Consider the following 19,280-nt stretch of genomic DNA (forward strand, 5'->3'; position numbering starts at 1 on the left):
AAGACTCCTCGAAGAATTATGCTTCTTCTTTATCTAAATTAGATTCAATATAATCAATTGCTTCTTGAATCGTAGTAATTTTTTCAGCTTTCTCATCAGGAATTTCAGTTTCAAATTCTTCTTCAAGAGCCATAACCAATTCTACTGTGTCTAGAGAATCAGCTCCCAGATCATCAACGAATGACGCATCATTTTTTAGATCTTCTTCTTTAACGCCTAATTGTTCAACAACAATCTTGCGTACACGATCTTCAACAGTACTCATAACTTAATTTTCCTCTTTCGGTTGATAGAAACTTTTTATTATTCCAGATAATTAACACCACTCCTATTTAACTTTAACCTCTTAATATTTTGTCTAAAAAACCCTCAAAAGGTCAAAGTTAAATAGGAGGGTATAGTTTATTCATTTATACAGATAACGCAAGTGCATTTAATCCATATACATGCCGCCATTAACATGAATTGTGCTACCTGTAATATATTTAGCATCATCTGAAGCTAAAAATGCAACTGCATTGGCAATATCTTCTGGCTGACCTAACTTGCGCAAAGCGATGCGCTTCATCATTTCATCTTTTACCATATCAGGTAAAGAGGTAGTCATATCGGTATCAATAAAACCTGGTGCAACTACATTTACAGTGATGTTTCTGCTGCCAATTTCTTGCGCTAAAGATTTAGAAAAGCCCACAATACCTGCTTTCGCTGCGGTGTAATTTACTTGTCCTGTATTTCCACTTGAACCAACAACAGAACCGATTGAGATAATCCTACCCCAACGTGCCCTAAACATCGACTTTATACAAATTTTAGACATTCTGTATATAGAATTCAAATTTGTATCAATAACTTTAAACCACTCATCATCATCCATGCGTAATAATAGATTATCTGCGGTTATTCCTGCATTATTAACTAAAATTGCTGGTGCATGACTTGCTTGAGCCAAAGAATCTACAACCTGTTCTATTTGCTCACTATTAGTCACATCAAGGACCAAGCCCTTTCCATTTAAGTTTTCTTTTTCAAAATACTCAGTGATGAGCTCTGCACCTTTTTCAGTGGTTGCTGTGCCATAAACAAAAGCCCCTCTTTGGGCTAGCTTAATAGCAATCGCTTGGCCTATCCCGCGGCTTGCACCAGTTACTAAGGCAACTTTACCTTCTAAATTATGCATGGATGTTCCTTAAAATAAAAAAAGCTTCAAGCAAATAGTTAACCTATGTGGCATAAATGACATCTTAGGCTAATTGTTCAGCCACTTGCTCCAGACTAATGGTATCGTAAATGCTAATCGTATTGAAACTTCTATCAATTCGTTTAATTAACCCATTGAGCACTTTGCCTGGGCCACATTCCAAAATCAGCTCAACACCTTGACTTTTAAAGAGTTGAATCGTCTCGACCCAACGCACTGGGCTATAAAGTTGCTCTTTTAAGCGATCTCTTATTTGCTCTGCTGATTCATAAACACTTAAATCAACGTTACTTATTACATTAATGTTCGGTTTTTTAAAATTAACCTCAGCTAAATATTCAGCAAAAGATTCAGCTGCATCAGTTAATAAAGGACAATGACAGGGGACGCTGACAGGAATTACTTTAGCTAATCGAGCACCAGCATCCTCTGCCAATGCGATCATACGATTAACCGCTGCCGTATGCCCTGCAACAACAATTTGCTCAGGAGAGTTATAATTCGCTGGAGTAACCAAATCATGAGCCCGACTGGCTTCTTGACATAATAATTTTACTTGCTCATCATTAAAGCCAATAATTGCAGCCATTGCCCCCGCTCCCAAAGGAACAGCCTGTTGCATTACCTGGCCACGGCGCGCAACCAAACGGACACCATCACTAAGGGTTAAGGCCCCAGCGCAAACTAATGCAGGGTATTCACCTAAACTATGGCCGGCCATAAATTGGGGTGTAGCAAGATTTTCTTGTTCTAATAAGCGATAAACAGCTACATCCGCAGTCAGCATCGCGACCTGAGTATATTCTGTTTGGTTAAGGCGCTCTGCAGGCCCCTGCTGAATGAGCTGCCATAAATCATAGCCCACAGCTTCAGAAGCTTCTGCAAAAGTATCTACAATAATAGGATATTGTAATTCAAAGTCAGCCAACATCCCTACTGATTGTGATCCTTGTCCAGGAAAAACGAACGCTGTTTTCACCATAATTAAATCAACTCCCATCTATAGTAATTTAAATAAGGCCCAGCAAAAAACACCGGTCTTATTTAAATGACAAAAAGATAAAATTATTAATAACGAATCACCATTGCGCCCCAGGTCATTCCGGCGCCAAAAGCTTCAATCAAAAATAAATCATCTTTTTGAATTTGATTGTTTCGGATGGAATGATCAAGAGCCAACGGAATAGAAGCTGCCGAAGTATTACCATGATTACCAATGGTAACAATAACTTGCGACATAGGAAGCTCTAATTTTTTAGCGATAGCTTGAATAATACGCTGATTAGCCTGATGAGGAACTAACCATTTAATATCTGACTTTTTTAATTGGGAAAGTTCTAAAACCTCATCGACAACATTACCCATAATATTAACGGCAAGTTTGAATACATCATTGCCTTTCATGGAAATTACCGAACGCTCTTCTTTAAGGGAATTATTGGGAAGATCTAAGAACTTCTCCCTATCATAAGAAGAATGCAGCACGCTTCCGATAACCCCTTGGCGAGTACTTGCACTTAACACAACAGCACCTGCCCCATCACCAAACAAAACACAGGTGGCGCGGTCATTCCAGTCAAGAGCGTGAGACATACGCTCACTACCAATTACTAAAATATTATTTGCTGCCCCTGAGCTAATATATTGCTTTGCTATATCCATGACATAAACAAAGCCGCTGCATGCAGCACTAACATCAAAGGCAGGAATTGGATTTTTAATTTTTAAAGCGTGTTGCACTGCACAAGCGACACTTGGGAAAAAATTATCGGGAGTACACGTCGCCACAATAATTAAATCGATTAGGTCCGCATCGAGATTTGCTGCAAGTAACGCTTGCTCGGCAGCTTTAGCTGCCATATATGAAGTGGTTTCATGACCTTGAGCAATACTGCGATTACGAATACCAGTTCTTGAAGCAATCCATTCGTCACTGGTATCGATCATTGATTCCAGTTCAACGTTAGAAAGCTGTTTCTCCGGAATATAGCTCCCAGTACCACTAATTACAGCATATTTCATAAAAGCAACCCTTGATTCATAAAGTCGTTTATACGAGCACGAACTAAATCAATGACATCATTCTTTACTTCAAGAACAGCTTGCTCTATTGCATGTTGAAAACCTACTTCATTGGTTCCGCCATGGCTCTTAACGACAATACCATTTAGCCCTAATAAACTGGCACCATTGTAACGCGAAGGATCCAATCGACTTTTTAATGGTTTTAATACAGGCATCGCAATTAAACCAATTAACTTGGTCAATATGTTGCGTGTAAATGACTCCTTGAATAGCCCTAGGAAAAGTCGAGCCAAACCTTCACTCGCTTTTAAGGCAACATTGCCAACAAATCCATCACAAACAACTAAATCAATCTCACCTGTGTAAAAATCATCACCTTCCACATATCCAACATAGTTCATAACAGAACATTCTTCAAGCATATGCGCGGTTCGTTTGACTTGATCATTGCCTTTGATTTCTTCAACGCCAATGTTTAATACGCCAATTTTAGGGTTTTCTTTATTTGAAACTGCTTGTACTAAGGCTGACCCCATAACTGCGAACTGAAACAAATGTTCAGCACAGGAATCTACGTTTGCGCCTAAATCAATAACCCAGGTTCGTCCTTTCATTGTTGGAAGTTCAGAAACGATCGCAGGCCTATCAATACCAGGTAACGTTTTTAATACATAACGTGCAGTAGCCATTAACGCACCGGTATTTCCAGCACTAACACATGCATGTGCTATACCTTCTTTTACCAAGTTAATCGCTACACGCATGGACGAATCTTTTTTATTGCGCAAAGCAGATGAAGGCAATTCATCCATAGCAACAACCTCAGAGGCGTGAACTATAGAAAATTGCTTCGACGAGGAAACGCCTAATTTTTTTAAATGAGCATCAATCTTGTCGTGAACACCAACAAGAATTAGCTTTAAATTAGGATTACTGTTCGCTGCGCGCACACAGGCAGGAATCACTACACTCAAGCCATGATCCCCACCCATCGCATCTATTGCAATGGTGATATTTTTCAAGAAATATTACTCTTCGTCTGATTCGTAAGCAGTGTCCGCATCAAGAATCTTTTTGCCACGATAGTATCCATCTGGAGTCATGTGATGACGTAGATGAGTTTCACCAGTAGTAGAATCAACAGATAAAGTAGGTGCTGTTAACGCATCGTGCGAACGACGCATATCACGACGTGAACGTGATTTTTTATTTTGTTGTACGGCCATTGTATTACTCCTAAACAATTTGCTTTCATAAAGCGGGAATATTACCCATATTTTAACATCAATCCAAGTATTTATTGAATAAAATATTAAGATTCCCCGTTTTTTTCGGTTAAAAATTGATTTATTTCCTTACTACAATCCTCAGTTTCCGGATGAAATTGAGGGGCGTAGAGATGTAATTCATCAATTATGAGATCATCCAAACTTACTTGTAAGTTAGGCGCTACAACGCATTCATAATGTTCCAATAGCTCTTCTGCACGCTCATCAGTACGGCATGCGGCAATAATCGTACTGTTATCATAAGGATAACTAAACTCATCCAGACAGCGCTGGCATTGCAGCTTAAGTTCCCCATTGACATGTAGATGAATTAAATAAAAATCTTCCTTAGTCTCAACATGATAGCTGGCATTTAACACACAAGGTGTGGCCACAAAACGCGGTAAGCGTTCGCTAAGCGTTACTGTTTTACTTTGTTGTCCTTGCTTGACTAGTTCTTGTAAATAAAGCATTTTTTTGGATTCCTTTGTGTGTTGCATTATGGCATCACTTTCACCTAAGCTACTTTTATGACATAATGTTCTGTTTACAATCTGCACTTTTTAGTGCCAACCCACTATTACACATTAATATAAGCGGTATCTGGATTTTATGAAAGAAAAAGTTATTGTTGGAATGTCTGGAGGAGTTGATTCTTCTGTTGCTGCCTGGTTATTAAAAGAACAAGGGTACCAGGTTGAAGGATTATTCATGAAAAATTGGGAACAAGACGATACAGACACGTTTTGTCCTGCAGCCCAAGATCTCGCTGATGCACAAGCAGTATGCAATCAATTAGATATTCCACTGCATAGTGTTAATTTTGCTGAACAATACTGGGATCGAGTGTTTACCCATTTTTTAAGTGAATATGAAAAAGGAAGAACACCCAATCCTGATGTCCTCTGCAATAAAGAAATTAAATTTAATGCCTTTTTAAATTATGCCTTGGAGCTTGGCGCCGATTATATTGCTACAGGCCATTATGCTCGGAATAAGATTGAAGGGAATGTAGGCCATCTCTATAAAGCCAAAGACCGTGATAAAGATCAAACCTATTTTTTACATGCGGTAGAGCCTGAAGCCCTGGGGAAAACATTATTCCCTATTGGTGATTATACAAAACCAGAAATTAGAGAGTTTGCTACCCAATTAGGCCTCGTGACTCAAGCTAAAAAAGACTCCACAGGGATCTGCTTTATTGGCGAGCGACGTTTCAAAAGCTTTTTAAAAGAATTTATTCTGGCAAAACCTGGAGAAATGAAAAGTACAGACGGTACGGTATTGGGTAAGCATGATGGCCTTATGTTTTATACTCTGGGCCAACGCCAGGGGTTAGGCATTGGTGGCATGCATAGCTCATCGGATGAACCTTGGTATGTAGTGGATAAAGATGTAGCAACAAATACTTTGTATGTAGCTCAGGGAAGCCAGCATCCGATGTTGTATTCACAAGGTCTTATTTGCGGACCAATCCATTGGTTGGCGGAATGCAGTAATGAATTACCCCTTACATGCTATGCAAAAACCAGATACAGACAACCTGAGCAAGGCTGCATGATTTCTCCTCCAGATAATGGGCAGCATTATGTAATGTTTTCAAGTCCTCAAAGGGCAGTAACACCCGGACAATACGTGGTTTTTTATGATAAAAACCAATGCCTGGGAGGAGCAACTATTGAACAGATTATTAGGTAGCTAAAATCTAGGTATAATATATATTTTATAAATGAACAATCGGAGTTATCACCATGGCTGCTATAGATGTATCCCCAACTACCAGCGACATTCATTTTTCTGTAAATGCCGCAGATAAAGTAGCTGAATTAATTCGAGAGGAAAATAATTCTAATCTGAACTTACGTGTTTCTATTACCGGCGGCGGCTGTTCCGGATTTCAGTATGGCTTTAGTTTTGATGAAGAAATTAATGAAGATGACACCGTGGTTATTCAACAATGCTCTGATGGTACCTCTTCGGTAAAACTTCTTGTTGACTCAATGAGTTACCAATATCTCCATGAAGCAGAGATTGATTATATTCAAGGTATTCAAGGAGAACAATTTGTGATTCGTAATCCTAATGCGAAAACTACTTGTGGTTGTGGCTCTTCGTTTAGTATGGATGAGGACGAATAATCTGCTTCCCCTTTAAAATAACAAACCTGGTTGCTTGCAACCAGGTTTACCCCAAACAAGTCTCTTAATAAGGCTTGATCACCACTTTAGTGCCAATCTTCATAAAGTTCTGACTTAACCATTTCGCATCGCTAGGCAATAAACGTACGCAGCCGTGACTTGCGTTGTAATGAGGGACTTCATAAGAACCATGAATTGCATAATTCTTACTAAAATACATGCAATATGGCATTGGAGCCCCACCCCGTCCTACAGGGTAACGACTGGAACGACATCCTGGTCCGCCTTTGCTCCAGATACGAAAAACACCCGTTGGCGTTTTACAACCACGATGAATATCTGGACAATATTTTCTGCCCGCAGAACCTCTTCCAGTGCGAACGACCTGACCATGTTCATTAATCGCTTTCCAACTTAATGTATTCGGATTAAAAATAAAGGTATTTCCTGCAGAATGTGCCGAACACAAAGGAAGCATAAAAAATACCAATAAAGTCAGGGGTAGAAAGCGAGGTGCTAATACAGCAGATTGTTTTTCCATAATTGTTCCTTTTTTTCCATCTCAGCATATGTAAGTACATGTCTTATCTTTACTTACTGCATATCACAATAAAGATAAGAAATTACCTTAACTTTAGTTTAGTCCAAATAAAATACAAAATAAATTATTTTACGGCAAAATGCGATTATTTGTTCTACTATATTAATTGAGGGAAACAGATTAAGGATAATAGACTATGCAAAAACAATCACTTATAGCAGTCTCTATTTTATTGGGAAGCAGTATTGCCTGTGCGGATACTACGCCCAGTGCTACAACAACAACTACAACAACCACAGCACCGGCTGCTACACCTGCTGCTCCGGCTACAGCACCCGCTGCTGCGACACCAGCAACACCTGCAGCGCCAGAAGCAGCAACTGATTCATCTGATGTTACTTCTGAAATGACTAAGGATGCATGGCTAAAGACTATTGGCCCTATGCTTCCAACATTAATCTGTAAAGGTTTTATTAATGATCCAGACTTAAAACAACGTCTTGAGACAATTAAAATGACTTATGATCAATGTGTTAGTGTAATTCCTGAAAGTGTTGATAAATGTCAAAACCAACTTTATGCATCAATTCCGGCAAAAATCAGCAATACTGACGCATCTACTTGGGGAAAAACGTTAGGTGAGTGTATTGGTAAAGATTTTGCAATGAAATATCTGATCAAATAATTCTTATTTTCTAAGAACCTGAATAGATTTGCTCTATTCAGGTTTTTTCTCAAATTCCTGCCTATTATTAGCACGAAGGATTAATGCTCGCTTAAGAATCCCTTGGTATAATCGATGCTCATTTAAACGATTTTAGTTTAACGGTTTAAGGATCTTTTATGGGCAAATACGTTAACCAACTCGATTCACGCATTCAATTAACAGATAAAGCAGCATATCGGCGAGAACAATACCAATCCTATATGACCGGCCCGGAATGGCGCAACGTGGAAATGGCCGAAGAATATGGCAAACTACTTCGCGAAAATAAGTCGATGTTCCAATTTCCTTACTTCCGGCAAATCTTTGATTTATGGAAAGTAGTATTTAACTCCTATTCCGCTGCCCGCAAATACGACAGCATCAGTACAATATTATTCTCTGAATACATGATAATGGACCTATTTGTTGCTACATTCACCACAATGGAGCTACTCCCTAAAGGAATTATTTCTCTCTTACTTTATCCCTTTTTAAAGAAAGACAATGCATCGGAAATGCAGCAACATTTAGCAACGACTTTTGAACACTATGCGGCGAACTTACAAACTATACCCTTCTATGATCATAAGTACAGCGAGATGCGAGCTGATTTAGCTGAAAAATATCGTCAATGTGAGCATAAAACTTGGGTAGATTGGTTCTCTTGGACGGTAGTCTCCTGTGAGCTATGGGCTAGAAAATGGATTTCGAAACCATTAAGCTACTGGTATCACCAGGAAAACAATGAAGTGCCACCTTCCACTGATATATTAGTCAAATTCAATGCTCAAGACATTGATAACCCTGAAGAAGCCAAACGTCTATTCCAAGAGCAATTGGCACAAGTAGAACAAGAGCATGCGGTCCATATAGTTGATACCCATATTTATGCTAAAGACTCCCCTAAGACTAAAGACGGTCAGACTTATACCTCAGTATATGCTCGCCTTAGTGCCCCACGCTACGCAGCATTCCAACCTGTTGTTAGAGCGCTTGGAGAACAGGGCATTGAGTTACGTAAAATTGCAGGGCAAGATCGCGTGCAAGTTAAATGCATCATTGATACAGATAGCGCTGATAAACTTTTAGCGAAAAAAGAAGCCTTAAATCAGACCAAAAAAATAAAAACCCTCTATAGCTATGGGGATCATATCCACAGCAACCGCGAAATATGCCTCTTTGATGCTCCCGTTAGAAATCTACATAAGACACTTAAACGTTTAGAGAAACAAGACGACGTAAAAGTAAGTTTTATACATAATTTTTAAGGAAAATTAAAATGTCTGTATTAAATAATCTAATGAAAAAGCTACCTAGACTGGGATATTTTAACGAAATTCCAGCCGGAATGATTGATAAAATATATCGTGACAAAGCAACAAGCTTTGTTGGAAAAGCCTTTCAGTTTATCCAAAAGCGAGTAATTTTTGCCTTAGGTTTTGTCCCTCTATCATTAATTGATATGGTTGTTAGCAGCTTTATCGCCAGTATTTATTCGTTTCGGGCATTCTTCACTACCGAGGATACTCAAGAAGCTCGTTTAGAACAAATGAAAATCTATGCGAGTAATTTTAGTAAAAACCTATATGCTCTACTGGCTTCGCCCTTTGGTTTCATTAGTCCCAAATTAGTTAGTTTGTACTTTGTTCCTGACGCCAAACAAACAGGGGTCAGCGCAGGTGGCGATTATCATCACGCGCGTAACGCGGTTTTGGAATCACCAGAAACCATCGAAGATTTACAAGCACTTGTTAAAAACGCAGCCCGAGAAGGTAAAAAAATAATGCCTATAGGAGCTGGCTTTAGTCAAGGCAAACAATTTCTTCCTGAAGGAGATGAAAACTTAATTGTCGTGGATTTAAGCAAATTCAATACTGTTGAAATTCATTCTAAGGAAAAACAAGCTATTGTTGGAGCAGGTGCAATCTGGTCTGATATTAAACAGGAAGCAAACAAATTTAAGTTGGCTTTAAAAGTAATGCAGGCTTCTGATGTATTTTCTGTGGGTGGTTCCCTAGGCACTAACATTCATGGCTGGAATATTCATGATGGTATGCTTTCCACGGTCGTAACTTCTATTACAATTATTAACGCTGAGGGTGAATTAGAAACCCTTACTCCCGAAGACCAAAAGTTCCATAATGTTACCGGTGGATTGGGGCTCTATGGCATTATTGTTTCAGCGACCATTAACCTTACGGATAACGAGCTCCTTAAAGAGAAAGGGGTTGCAATTGAACCGGAACAATATGTTCAACATTTTCGTGAGAATGTAATAACTGATCCCAATACCCGCATGCACTTATATCGTTTATCACTCGACCCGAATAACTTATTAGGCACAGGTGTTGCAGTAAGTTATGTGAAAGAGGATGACAGTAAACCAGTTCAAGATAATTTACGCCCTGAAGCAGAGCATGGCACACGGCTTGATCGCATCATGATTAACATGGCTCGCCACTCTCCGTGGGCTCGGCAAAAATATTGGAATATGGAAAGTGCTCGTTTGCTTGCCAATGATGGGGAGGCAATGAGCGTAAATAAAATTATGCAGCCGCCTATTAATGCGATGTTTAATTCATCAAAAAGCGAAACCGAATGGCTGCAAGAGTTTTTCTTACCGGAGGAAAACTTGGCTGATTTCCTTAAAGAGTTAGGTGCCTTACTACAAGAGAATGATGTTGCCTTACTGAATGCTTCAGTACGCTTTGTTAAGCAAAATGATCGCTCACCTATGTCGTATGCGCATGATGGCGACCGCTTTGCAGTGGTGCTTTGCTTTAACCAATCACTAGAAGAAAAAGCAATCATCAAAGCCCGTAAATGGATACGTCAAGCACAACACCTCACTGTTGAAAAAGGTGGCTCCTATTACCTTCCTTATCAACATATTTCGAATCCCGAGGATTTTCATGCAGCATATCCGCACGTTGATGAGGCATTGATTGCAAAGGATGAGGCGGATCCTGATCATTTATTTGTTAGTGGTTTTTATCAACGATTTATGGAGCCAAAACCAGAGACTACAAATCACTTTAAAGTGATTATGGCAAATGAAGCAACTAAAGCCAAATTTGCTGGATTTTTGAAGAATGTATTACATCGTCTAGATAGTGATAAGTTCTTCGCCTTGTTAGAAGACATTCTGCAATACAACGACAGCCATGAAGAAATTTACCAGGAATTAGCACGCCGTTTGCCGGAAATTGCGCCAGGCACCCTAGGTGATTTACTACGTATTCTTGACTCATTATCAGCAATCAAAACTGATCTTGGCGAGCAAGCGCACAGCTTACTCCCTCAAGAGATGAAAACCATTGATGGCCTTGTTGAAATTGGTTATCCGGGTCGTTTCGTTAATGGATTTAAACAACATTACAAAATTACTGGTGAAGTTGTTGCCGTCTATGAACAACAATCCATTACAGATTACATCCAAACAGGTTTCCCTCGTCCTTATGATCGCTTCGAGCAATTAGATTACAGCAATCCTAATTTAGCTAAGCTTAAGGATAATAGCGCTGATGTAATTACCTGTTATGTGGGTCTACACCATTTTGGAGATGAGGAATTAGAGCATTTCTTAGAGGAAGTGAAACGTGTTCTTCGACCAAATGGCCGTTTCTTACTCGTAGATCATGATGTTACAGATGAAGAAACCATGAGCATGGCTCATATGGCACATACAGTCTTTAATATCGCTACAGGGGTATCTCTGCAAGAAGAAATGACAGAAACACGTAAGTTCCATTCGATGACCTATTGGAGACAAAAATTACAAGAGCATGGCCTAGGCTATACGGTTGATGGCCCCGATGTTCCACTTGTTCGTAACGGCGACCCGTCACGTAATCGTATGGTGAGTTTTGCCAAGCCCGGACCGATGAATCAATTAAACCCAGTAATAGTAACTGAGCCGGCTAATGATGCGGAAGTAGAACGCCGACAAACTCAGGTGATGGTACCTGATTATCGTAATCCAAGCACTCATTCGAATGCGCAAACGATGCGTCGCGAAGGGGTATTTAAAGCGAATGATACGGAGCCATCATCTAAAGTTGTTAATGAATCAACGATGACTTTGGTGTGATAGAAAAAGTGTGCCCGGTTAAATAAATAGTTTAGCTGGGCACATAAATAAGCCCTCTCCCGCGCTCAAATACTATTCATGCGGGTGAGGCAGCCTTTAAAGCCAACTGCTTAGCTTGCTCACCTCTGAAAAGAGAGCTCAACTAAACTTCATCCCAATAATTCACCCCAGACTTTTTACTCAAAAACTCAATAAAACTCTGATGCGATTCAATCTCATCAGCTAAAGCCTGTATCACGATGGGGTTTGCTAAACGCAGTGCTGCAATTTCTTGCACCTGCACTTCTTTCTTACTGTTAGTCTCTTCAACCTCACCAAACAAGCTACTCTGTCCACCGGTTAATGCCAGATAAACAAAAGCCAAAATCTCCGCATCGAGTAATGCGCCGTGAAATTCTCGATTAAAATGATCAATACCAAAACGCTTACACAAGGCATCCAAGCTATTACGTTGACCGGGAAATTTATCTCGCGCATAAGTTAGCGTGTCAAATACATCACAATATTCTTCTAAACTTTTTTTCCATTGCACATGTTTTAATTCAGAATTCAAAAAGCCTACGTCGAACGCGGCGTTATGAATAATTAATTCCGAACCACCAATAAATTGTAAAAAATCAGAAACAATCTCCGAAAATAAGGGCTTATCTTTCAAAAAGTCATCACTAATTCCATGCACACGAAAGGCGCCTTCATCAACCAAACGCTCTGGGTTAAGATAAACATGGAAATGTTTTCCAGTTAATTTTCGATCAAATAATTCCACACAGCCAATTTCGATGACGCGATGGCCCTGCTCATGGCCAATTCCGGTGGTTTCTGTATCTAATACAACTTGTCGCATTATTACTCACTTAATTCTTCAATACCTTGGTTGGCTAATGCATCAACCAATTCATTTTCCGCATGCCCTGAGTGTCCTTTGACCCAATGCCACTTTATTTGATGGCGTGAGGCCAATTCGTCTAAAAGAGCCCAAAGATCTGCATTTTTTACGGGCTCTTTTTTGGAGTTGCGCCAGCCATTTTTTTTCCAGCCGTGCATCCAACTCATCATTCCTTGTCGTAAGTATTGAGAGTCAGTATACAAATCGACCTCACAAGGTCGGGTGAGCGCCTCCAGCCCTTTAATTGCGGCCATTAGCTCCATGCGGTTATTGGTCGTATGTGCCTCTCCTCCATGTAAAGTTTTCTCTTTGCCTTTATAGCGAAGCAAGACACCCCAACCACCAGGTCCAGGGTTCCCTTTACATGCCCCATCGGTATAAATTTCTATACTCACTCAATCCTCATTGATTAACTTAATGCCCGTTTATATTTCAGACCGAGAGAACTTCTCGTGCAAAATCATTTCTTTTACCGCAGCAATATCTGGGGCAAAATAACGATCATAGTCATAAGGAGCTACTTCCGCTCGCACCGTATTATACACATCCTCCAACAAGGGTGAAGTTTTTAACGGTTTATGAAACTCAATTCCTTGGCAGGCGGCTAGCATCTCGATCGCTAAAATAGTCGCAGTATTATCGTTCATTTCATGTAAACGTCGTGCAGCACTCGTTGCCATGGATACATGATCTTCCTGATTAGCTGATGTGGGTAAGCTATCAACTGAATGGGGATGGGCTAAAGCCTTGTTGTCACTAGCACATGCTGCTGCCGTCACATGAGCAATCATAAAGCCTGAATTTAAACCGCTTTCTTTAATTAAAAATGCAGGTAACTCACTGAAATTCTTATCAATTAATAAGGCAATGCGACGCTCCGCATTCGCTCCAATTTCCGCAATAGCTAAAGCTAAATTATCTGCAGCCATTGCAACGATTTCTCCATGGAAATTACCGCCTGAAAGTATATCTCCCTGTTCGCTAAACACCAAAGGATTATCGGAAATGGCATTAGCTTCAACCTGTAAGGTGTCTCGGACAAAGCTAATTTGATGTAAGGCTGCGCCCATAATCTGGGGTTGGCAACGTAGTGAATAAGGGTCTTGGACGCGGGAACAATCACGATGCGATTCACGGATTTGGCTACCTGCTAATAATTCTCGATATAATGCAGCAACTTCACGTTGTGCTTGATGGCCTCGTGCCTTATGAATACGATCGTCAAAAGGTACATCACTTCCACGTGCGGCATCAACGGATAAAGCCCCAGTAATTAGAGCCACCTCAAATAAGTTCTCTGTTACAAATAAAGCTTTTATTGCAATAGCGGCGGAAACTTGCAAACCGTTAAGTAAGGCCAAGCCTTCTTTAGCTTCCAACTCCAGTGGTTTAAGCCCTGCTATTTTTAGCCCTTCCTCGGCACTAATCAGTTTCCCTTGATGTCGTACTTCACCCACTCCAAGTAAAGGTAAAGCCATATGAGCTAAAGGCGCTAAATCACCCGAAGCCCCAACTGAACCTTTAGCTGGAATACAGGGGTACACTTGGTGATTGAATAGTGTCAATAAGGCTTCGATTAATTCCAGGCGTACTCCTGAATAACCTTGAGCTAAATTGTTAATTTTAAGCAGCATAATCATGGCAACAATATCATCTGCCAATAATTCGCCTGTGCCGCAGGCATGTGACAACACGATGTTGCGTTGTAATTGTTTTAACTTTTCTGTGGGAATTGTTTGATTTGCCAGGGAACCAAAACCCGTATTAATACCATAAACTGTTTTCTTATCCTGAATAACTTTTTTTACGGTTTGATGAGAAGTATTAATCACTTCAAATGCATGGCTTGCAAGAGAACAGGGTAATTGATTACTCAAAATTTGTTTGATTGAGTGTAAGGTTAATTGTCCCGGTTCCAGGATAAAATGTTCAGACATAAACTAACTCCTTTTTACAACTTAATGAGGCTTGCCCTCACTACCATATTTGTAGGTTGGGTCCCTGACCCAACCTACGTCCTATTCCACCATAGGCAACCACAGCCCATTTTCTTTTGCACATTTTTTTGCAAGCTCATAGCCTGCATCAGCATGACGCATCACTCCAGTAGCGGGATCATTATGCAGCACACGGGCTAACCGCAAAGCCGCCTTCTCTGTTCCATCAGCAACAATAACAACACCAGCATGCTGAGAGAACCCCATGCCAACACCACCTCCATGATGAAGGCTTACCCAAGTGGCACCACTTGCACAATTTAATAGAGCATTTAATAAAGGCCAATCAGATACAGCATCACTTCCATCCATCATGCCTTCAGTTTCACGATTAGGACTTGCAACGGAACCCGAATCCAAATGATCACGACCAATGACAATTGGTGCCTTAACCGCACCACTTTTCACCATCTCATTAAAAGCCAAGGCCAGACGGGCTCTATCTTTTAAGCCCACCCAACAAATACGCGCAGGCAAACCCTGGAAGGCAATTTTTTCTTTAGCCATATCCAGCCAACGATGTAAGTGTTTATTATCAGGAATTAATTTCTTCACCATTTCATCTGTCGCATAAATGTCCTTTGGATCTCCTGACAAGGCAACCCAACGAAATGGTCCAATGCCTTCACAAAACAGTGGGCGAATATATGTTGGCACAAAGCCTTCGAAGTCAAAGGCATGTTGCTCGCCGGCCTCAAGAGCCATTTGGCGAATGTTGTTGCCGTAATCAAAAACCGGAATTCCTCGCTTATGAAACTCAAGCATTGCATGTACTTGAATAGCCATGGATTTTTTAGCCGCTTGTACCACTTCATCAGGGGCCATTTGCCGCATTTTTTCTGCATACTCCAAAGTCCAACCTGCAGGCAGGTACCCATTAAGCGGATCATGAGCACTGGTTTGATCAGTTACTAATGAAGGAGTGGCGCCGCGCGCAACCAGCTCTGGAAAAACTTCAGCCGCATTTCCTAAAATCGCTACAGATAAAGGCTTCTTCTGCGCACAAGATTCATTAATCCAAGCCAAAGCCTCGTCTAAATTACTAGTATATTTGTCTAAGTAACGGGTTTTCAAACGCTTTTCAATACGCGATAAATCACACTCTACCGCTAATACACTCGCACCAGCCATTGTTCCAGCCAAGGGTTGCGCCCCACCCATGCCACCTAGACCTGCAGTAAGAATCCATCGGCCAGACAGGTCACCCTGATAATGCTTACTGGCAGCAGACACAAAAGTTTCATAAGTGCCTTGCACTATTCCCTGTGAACCGATGTAAATCCAACTTCCGGCAGTCATTTGACCATACATCATTAAGCCCTTTTTATCGAGCTCATTGAAATGCTCCCAAGTTGCCCAACGAGGAACCAAATTTGAATTCGCGATCAACACGCGTGGTGCGTCTTCATGAGTGGTAAATACACCTACAGGCTTACCTGATTGAATCAATAATGTTTGATTTACATCTAATGATTTGAGTACTTCTTCAATTTTTTCAAAGCAATCCCAATTGCGTGCAGCTTTTCCCAAGCCACCATAAACAATTAGTGAGTCAGGATTTTCCGCAACCTCAGGATCCAAATTATTATGCAGCATACGCAATGCTGCTTCAGCTAACCAATTTTTGGCCTGCTTTTCTGTACCGTGATTTGCCCTTATTATCCGCTTAGACTTGTTCGCATCCATAAAGCTTGCTCCATAGCTAAAAAATTAGATGAATCATACACTAGAGCGCATTCAGCGCATAGGGTTTGATAATCATGCTCATGATCGCGGCGCCATATTAAGACTCCATGCTTTATGCCATGTAGGCGTCTAAATTATGCTATGATATACTTAGCGCAATCTTGATTAATTGTGAATATATAAAGTGCAGAATCATTCAGAAAAACACCCTAAATCTCTGGGGATTTACTTTGCTACGGAGATGTGGGAGCGTTATGGTTTTTATGTCGTACAATCACTTTTAGCACTCTATTTAGCCTTACATTTTAAATGGCCTGATAAACAAATTTATGCACTGGTTGGCTCATTCACAGCCCTGACCTATCTCTCTCCAGTGGTTGGTGGATGGATTGCAGATAAATTAATCGGCCAAAAAAGAGCGGTTCTCTTAGGAGCAATCGTACTTTTTACCAGTTATTGTCTCCTTTCCTCTGTGGATAGTGTAAGCATCCTCACAGCCTCACTCGCCGGCATTGCCGTAGGAACAGGGTTATTAAAGCCCAACATCTCCTCTTTGCTAGGCAATGAGTATTTACAGGGATCGGCTCGACGTGAAAGTGGCTTTACCATTTTTTATATGGGAATCACCTCCGGTATTATTTTAGGTACGACCTTACCAAGTATTCTCAATGAGTATTTTGGCTGGGCTGCTTCCTTTACTAGTGCGGCAATAGGTATGGTCATTGCCTTTTTAGTGTTTTCTTTTGGCATTAAAAAATACCAAATTAAAGACTATAATCCTTTTGTATTTCAAACTAAAAAAATAGCTATTGCCTTCCTATTGATTGTATTTCTTTGGGCTTTATCGTTTTATATTTTAAACTCTCCCCAATTAGCGAATCTGATCTTTGGATTAGTGGTTTTATTCTCTGCAGGCTATATTAGCTATGCAGTTAGTGGCGAAAATGCCAATCAATCACGACAAACATTGGTGATTGGTTTATTGTGCATTATTTCCGTTGTATTTTGGTCCTTCTATTTCCAAATGTTTATGTCGTTAACTCTATTCATCTCCCGTGTGGTAGAGCCAACTTTTTGCGGTATTCAATTCCCTGCCCCCTATTATGTGACTATTCAAAGTATTGGAATGCTCGTGATAGGTTATTTTTTAGCGAAAAGAAATCAACAACTCAATTTAATAGAGCGTGGCCTCAGCATTGGCAAAAAATTCTTACTCGCTATTTTTATCACCACCGCAGCCTATGCAGTGATTGTTTTAGTCACTAATTTTACGGAACGTACGGCATTATTGTTTCCCTTATTGATTATCCCTGCTTATTTAATGTTTTCATTAGCTGAATTATTGCTCTCGCCTGTGGGCTTATCGGCAATAACCTTACTTGCTGATAAAAATAAAGTAAGCACGATGATGGGGATATTCTTTGTTTCTTTAGGAATCGGTGGTTTTCTTTCTGGAAAATTGGCCTCTTTAACTTCAATTCCTACAGGCGAGACCAATATCGCAGTGCTAAAGTCGCTTTATGCAGCAGCCTTTACTCAACAATTAGGAATCCTTTTTATTGCAGCAATTGGTTGTTTGGTTTTATTTGCTGTAATTAAGTTTTTATTAACGCGCGTAAAACTTACTGATTAAGTTACTCATGCCAAGTGAAGTAATCCCTCTCTGGATGCTTCACTTCATTCGCAATGAGAGTTAACAAGGCTTATTCTGCAACATAACCCTTTTTATATCAAAAAAATACTGCTATCATCCACGATTTTTTGATAGAAGATACCTTGCTTATGTCTGATCAACATCCAATGCTAGCTAAACTCTTACATGCGCTTGAAGATATTCAAGCTACCGATATTAAAGTAATCGATGTGCGCAAACAAACCACAATCACGGATTATATGCTTATTGCTTCCGGACGTGCCTCCCGTCACGTTAAGGCGATTGGTCAAAAAGTTATGGAAGATATGAAATTAGCTGGTTTACCCGCATTACATTGCACAGGACTTGAAACTGGTGACTGGGTTCTTATTGATTTTGGTGATTTTATTGTCCATGTTATGCAACCTGAAAGCAGACAATTTTATAATCTAGAAGGACTTTGGGAAGAACAACCCAAAAGTTGATTACTATGTTAAAAATCACCGTAATTACTTTGGGCAATAAAATGCCCGATTGGGTTACTCAAGGAAGTAACGATTATGCTAAACGATTTAATGACGGTATTCAGTTAAAAATAATTGAAATCCCCCTTATTCGCCGTAGTAAGTCCTCTGATCTTACACGCATCATGGAAAAAGAATCTGCGTTAATTAAAGAGGCGCTTCCTACTGGCGCACGAATTATTGCTTTAGAAATTGAAGGCAAATCGTTCAGTAGCGAAGAATTAGCACAAAAAATAACTCAACTACAGCAAATTTCCAGCCATTTATGTTTTCTAATTGGCGGCCCGGAGGGTTTATCACAGGAAGTACTTAAGTTATGTAATGAGCGGTGGTCTTTATCAAAACTCACCTTGCCCCACCCTCTAGTTCGAATCATTTTGTTAGAAACATTATATCGAGCTTGGTCGATTATGAATAATCATCCTTATCATAAATAACTTCAAACTAAAAAAATCCCGAAGAATATGATGATGGAGCTCCTGAAGAGGCACAATATTACTCATAAGCTACCCAAGACCTAGAAATGTAAACCTGGCCAATGGCAAAAAGCTAGATTTTAATATACTATGCACCCTTTTGAACCTC

General features: G+C 40.1%; 20 protein-coding genes. 8 read left to right on the forward strand and 12 right to left on the reverse strand.

Annotated features, from left to right (window positions below; translation table 11 throughout):
* Nucleotides 1-16: 16 nt before the first annotated feature.
* From acpP to BN3124_RS13495, 7 genes are all read right to left on the reverse strand, one after another.
* Nucleotides 17-265, reverse strand: a complete 249-nt coding sequence (gene acpP, locus BN3124_RS13465; RefSeq protein ID WP_006871648.1) for an acyl carrier protein — start codon at nucleotides 263-265, stop codon at nucleotides 17-19.
* A gap of 168 nt (nucleotides 266-433) precedes the next feature.
* Nucleotides 434-1,180, reverse strand: a complete 747-nt coding sequence (gene fabG / locus BN3124_RS13470; protein ID WP_058535295.1) for a 3-oxoacyl-ACP reductase FabG — start codon at nucleotides 1,178-1,180, stop codon at nucleotides 434-436.
* Nucleotides 1,181-1,244: 64 nt separating this feature from the next.
* Complete coding sequence (gene fabD / locus BN3124_RS13475; protein WP_058535296.1) at nucleotides 1,245-2,183, reverse strand: ACP S-malonyltransferase; 939 nt, start codon at nucleotides 2,181-2,183, stop codon at nucleotides 1,245-1,247.
* Between the two features lie 86 nt (nucleotides 2,184-2,269).
* Nucleotides 2,270-3,223: a beta-ketoacyl-ACP synthase III gene (locus BN3124_RS13480; protein WP_058535297.1), complete on the reverse strand. Its 954-nt coding sequence runs from the start codon at nucleotides 3,221-3,223 to the stop codon at nucleotides 2,270-2,272.
* Complete coding sequence (gene plsX, locus BN3124_RS13485) at nucleotides 3,220-4,248, reverse strand: phosphate acyltransferase PlsX (RefSeq protein ID WP_058535298.1); 1,029 nt, start codon at nucleotides 4,246-4,248, stop codon at nucleotides 3,220-3,222. Before plsX ends, BN3124_RS13480 begins: the two co-directional genes overlap by 4 nt.
* 6 nt (nucleotides 4,249-4,254) lie before the next feature.
* Nucleotides 4,255-4,452, reverse strand: coding sequence for a 50S ribosomal protein L32 (gene rpmF, locus BN3124_RS13490; RefSeq protein WP_058535299.1), 198 nt, complete (start codon nucleotides 4,450-4,452; stop codon nucleotides 4,255-4,257).
* 86 nt (nucleotides 4,453-4,538) lie between these two features.
* Nucleotides 4,539-4,967, reverse strand: a complete 429-nt coding sequence (locus BN3124_RS13495) for a YceD family protein (protein ID WP_058535300.1) — start codon at nucleotides 4,965-4,967, stop codon at nucleotides 4,539-4,541.
* Between the two features lie 139 nt (nucleotides 4,968-5,106).
* Between BN3124_RS13495 and mnmA the strand changes: the two genes are divergently transcribed.
* Nucleotides 5,107-6,192 (forward strand): tRNA 2-thiouridine(34) synthase MnmA, encoded by a 1,086-nt coding sequence (mnmA, locus tag BN3124_RS13500; protein WP_058535301.1) that lies wholly within the window; start codon nucleotides 5,107-5,109, stop codon nucleotides 6,190-6,192.
* Nucleotides 6,193-6,245: 53 nt separating this feature from the next.
* On the forward strand, nucleotides 6,246-6,632 hold the full coding sequence (gene erpA / locus BN3124_RS13505) for an iron-sulfur cluster insertion protein ErpA (RefSeq protein WP_058535302.1): 387 nt from the start codon (nucleotides 6,246-6,248) through the stop codon (nucleotides 6,630-6,632).
* A 64-nt stretch (nucleotides 6,633-6,696) separates the two neighbouring features.
* Here the strand turns inward: erpA and BN3124_RS13510 are convergent, their stop codons facing one another.
* Nucleotides 6,697-7,173, reverse strand: coding sequence for a L,D-transpeptidase (locus BN3124_RS13510; RefSeq protein ID WP_058535303.1), 477 nt, complete (start codon nucleotides 7,171-7,173; stop codon nucleotides 6,697-6,699).
* Between the two features lie 196 nt (nucleotides 7,174-7,369).
* Here BN3124_RS13510 and BN3124_RS13515 point away from each other — a divergent pair, with 196 nt between their 5' ends.
* The 3 genes from BN3124_RS13515 to BN3124_RS13525 all read left to right on the forward strand — a co-directional run bounded on the left by BN3124_RS13515 (nucleotide 7,370) and on the right by BN3124_RS13525 (nucleotide 11,969).
* Nucleotides 7,370-7,858, forward strand: coding sequence for a hypothetical protein (locus tag BN3124_RS13515; protein ID WP_149865271.1), 489 nt, complete (start codon nucleotides 7,370-7,372; stop codon nucleotides 7,856-7,858).
* A gap of 158 nt (nucleotides 7,859-8,016) precedes the next feature.
* Nucleotides 8,017-9,147 (forward strand): hypothetical protein, encoded by a 1,131-nt coding sequence (locus tag BN3124_RS13520; RefSeq protein ID WP_058535304.1) that lies wholly within the window; start codon nucleotides 8,017-8,019, stop codon nucleotides 9,145-9,147.
* A gap of 11 nt (nucleotides 9,148-9,158) precedes the next feature.
* Nucleotides 9,159-11,969 carry an FAD-binding protein gene (locus BN3124_RS13525; protein ID WP_058535305.1) on the forward strand — a complete coding sequence of 937 codons (2,811 nt, stop codon included), beginning with the start codon at nucleotides 9,159-9,161 and terminating at the stop codon, nucleotides 11,967-11,969.
* Nucleotides 11,970-12,111: 142 nt separating this feature from the next.
* Here BN3124_RS13525 and dnaQ read toward each other — a convergent pair whose 3' ends face one another.
* The 4 genes from dnaQ to hutU form a co-directional block, all read right to left on the reverse strand.
* On the reverse strand, nucleotides 12,112-12,813 hold the full coding sequence (gene dnaQ, locus BN3124_RS13530) for a DNA polymerase III subunit epsilon (RefSeq protein WP_058535306.1): 702 nt from the start codon (nucleotides 12,811-12,813) through the stop codon (nucleotides 12,112-12,114).
* Nucleotides 12,814-12,815: 2 nt separating this feature from the next.
* Nucleotides 12,816-13,250, reverse strand: coding sequence for a ribonuclease HI (rnhA, locus tag BN3124_RS13535; RefSeq protein WP_058535307.1), 435 nt, complete (start codon nucleotides 13,248-13,250; stop codon nucleotides 12,816-12,818).
* A 30-nt stretch (nucleotides 13,251-13,280) separates the two neighbouring features.
* On the reverse strand, nucleotides 13,281-14,792 hold the full coding sequence (gene hutH / locus BN3124_RS13540; RefSeq protein WP_058535308.1) for a histidine ammonia-lyase: 1,512 nt from the start codon (nucleotides 14,790-14,792) through the stop codon (nucleotides 13,281-13,283).
* A gap of 81 nt (nucleotides 14,793-14,873) precedes the next feature.
* Complete coding sequence (gene hutU, locus BN3124_RS13545) at nucleotides 14,874-16,538, reverse strand: urocanate hydratase (RefSeq protein ID WP_058535309.1); 1,665 nt, start codon at nucleotides 16,536-16,538, stop codon at nucleotides 14,874-14,876.
* Nucleotides 16,539-16,722: 184 nt separating this feature from the next.
* Between hutU and BN3124_RS13550 the strand changes: the two genes are divergently transcribed.
* The 3 genes from BN3124_RS13550 to rlmH all read left to right on the forward strand — a co-directional run bounded on the left by BN3124_RS13550 (nucleotide 16,723) and on the right by rlmH (nucleotide 19,132).
* On the forward strand, nucleotides 16,723-18,171 hold the full coding sequence (locus tag BN3124_RS13550) for a peptide MFS transporter (RefSeq protein WP_078061564.1): 1,449 nt from the start codon (nucleotides 16,723-16,725) through the stop codon (nucleotides 18,169-18,171).
* Nucleotides 18,172-18,320: 149 nt separating this feature from the next.
* Nucleotides 18,321-18,656 carry a ribosome silencing factor gene (gene rsfS, locus BN3124_RS13555; RefSeq protein ID WP_058535311.1) on the forward strand — a complete coding sequence of 112 codons (336 nt, stop codon included), beginning with the start codon at nucleotides 18,321-18,323 and terminating at the stop codon, nucleotides 18,654-18,656.
* Between the two features lie 5 nt (nucleotides 18,657-18,661).
* Nucleotides 18,662-19,132 carry a 23S rRNA (pseudouridine(1915)-N(3))-methyltransferase RlmH gene (rlmH, locus tag BN3124_RS13560; RefSeq protein WP_058535312.1) on the forward strand — a complete coding sequence of 157 codons (471 nt, stop codon included), beginning with the start codon at nucleotides 18,662-18,664 and terminating at the stop codon, nucleotides 19,130-19,132.
* Nucleotides 19,133-19,280 lie beyond the last annotated feature (148 nt).

This window comes from Legionella saoudiensis (assembly GCF_001465875.1).
In the GTDB taxonomy this organism is placed as follows: domain Bacteria; phylum Pseudomonadota; class Gammaproteobacteria; order Legionellales; family Legionellaceae; genus Legionella; species Legionella saoudiensis.

Bases quoted from the DNA above. Each gene is read 5' to 3' on its own strand.
- acpP (WP_006871648.1), bottom strand. From the start codon at position 265: ATGAGTACTGTTGAAGATCGTGTACGCAAGATTGTTGTTGAACAATTA.
- fabG (WP_058535295.1), bottom strand. From the start codon at position 1,180: ATGCATAATTTAGAAGGTAAAGTTGCCTTAGTAACTGGTGCAAGCCGC.
- fabD (WP_058535296.1), bottom strand. From the start codon at position 2,183: ATGGTGAAAACAGCGTTCGTTTTTCCTGGACAAGGATCACAATCAGTA.
- BN3124_RS13480 (WP_058535297.1), bottom strand. From the start codon at position 3,223: ATGAAATATGCTGTAATTAGTGGTACTGGGAGCTATATTCCGGAGAAA.
- rpmF (WP_058535299.1), bottom strand. From the start codon at position 4,452: ATGGCCGTACAACAAAATAAAAAATCACGTTCACGTCGTGATATGCGT.
- BN3124_RS13495 (WP_058535300.1), bottom strand. From the start codon at position 4,967: ATGCTTTATTTACAAGAACTAGTCAAGCAAGGACAACAAAGTAAAACA.
- mnmA (WP_058535301.1), top strand. From the start codon at position 5,107: ATGAAAGAAAAAGTTATTGTTGGAATGTCTGGAGGAGTTGATTCTTCT.
- erpA (WP_058535302.1), top strand. From the start codon at position 6,246: ATGGCTGCTATAGATGTATCCCCAACTACCAGCGACATTCATTTTTCT.
- BN3124_RS13510 (WP_058535303.1), bottom strand. From the start codon at position 7,173: ATGGAAAAACAATCTGCTGTATTAGCACCTCGCTTTCTACCCCTGACT.
- BN3124_RS13515 (WP_149865271.1), top strand. From the start codon at position 7,370: ATGCAAAAACAATCACTTATAGCAGTCTCTATTTTATTGGGAAGCAGT.
- BN3124_RS13520 (WP_058535304.1), top strand. From the start codon at position 8,017: ATGGGCAAATACGTTAACCAACTCGATTCACGCATTCAATTAACAGAT.
- BN3124_RS13525 (WP_058535305.1), top strand. From the start codon at position 9,159: ATGTCTGTATTAAATAATCTAATGAAAAAGCTACCTAGACTGGGATAT.
- dnaQ (WP_058535306.1), bottom strand. From the start codon at position 12,813: ATGCGACAAGTTGTATTAGATACAGAAACCACCGGAATTGGCCATGAG.
- hutH (WP_058535308.1), bottom strand. From the start codon at position 14,792: ATGTCTGAACATTTTATCCTGGAACCGGGACAATTAACCTTACACTCA.
- hutU (WP_058535309.1), bottom strand. From the start codon at position 16,538: ATGGATGCGAACAAGTCTAAGCGGATAATAAGGGCAAATCACGGTACA.
- rsfS (WP_058535311.1), top strand. From the start codon at position 18,321: ATGTCTGATCAACATCCAATGCTAGCTAAACTCTTACATGCGCTTGAA.
- rlmH (WP_058535312.1), top strand. From the start codon at position 18,662: ATGTTAAAAATCACCGTAATTACTTTGGGCAATAAAATGCCCGATTGG.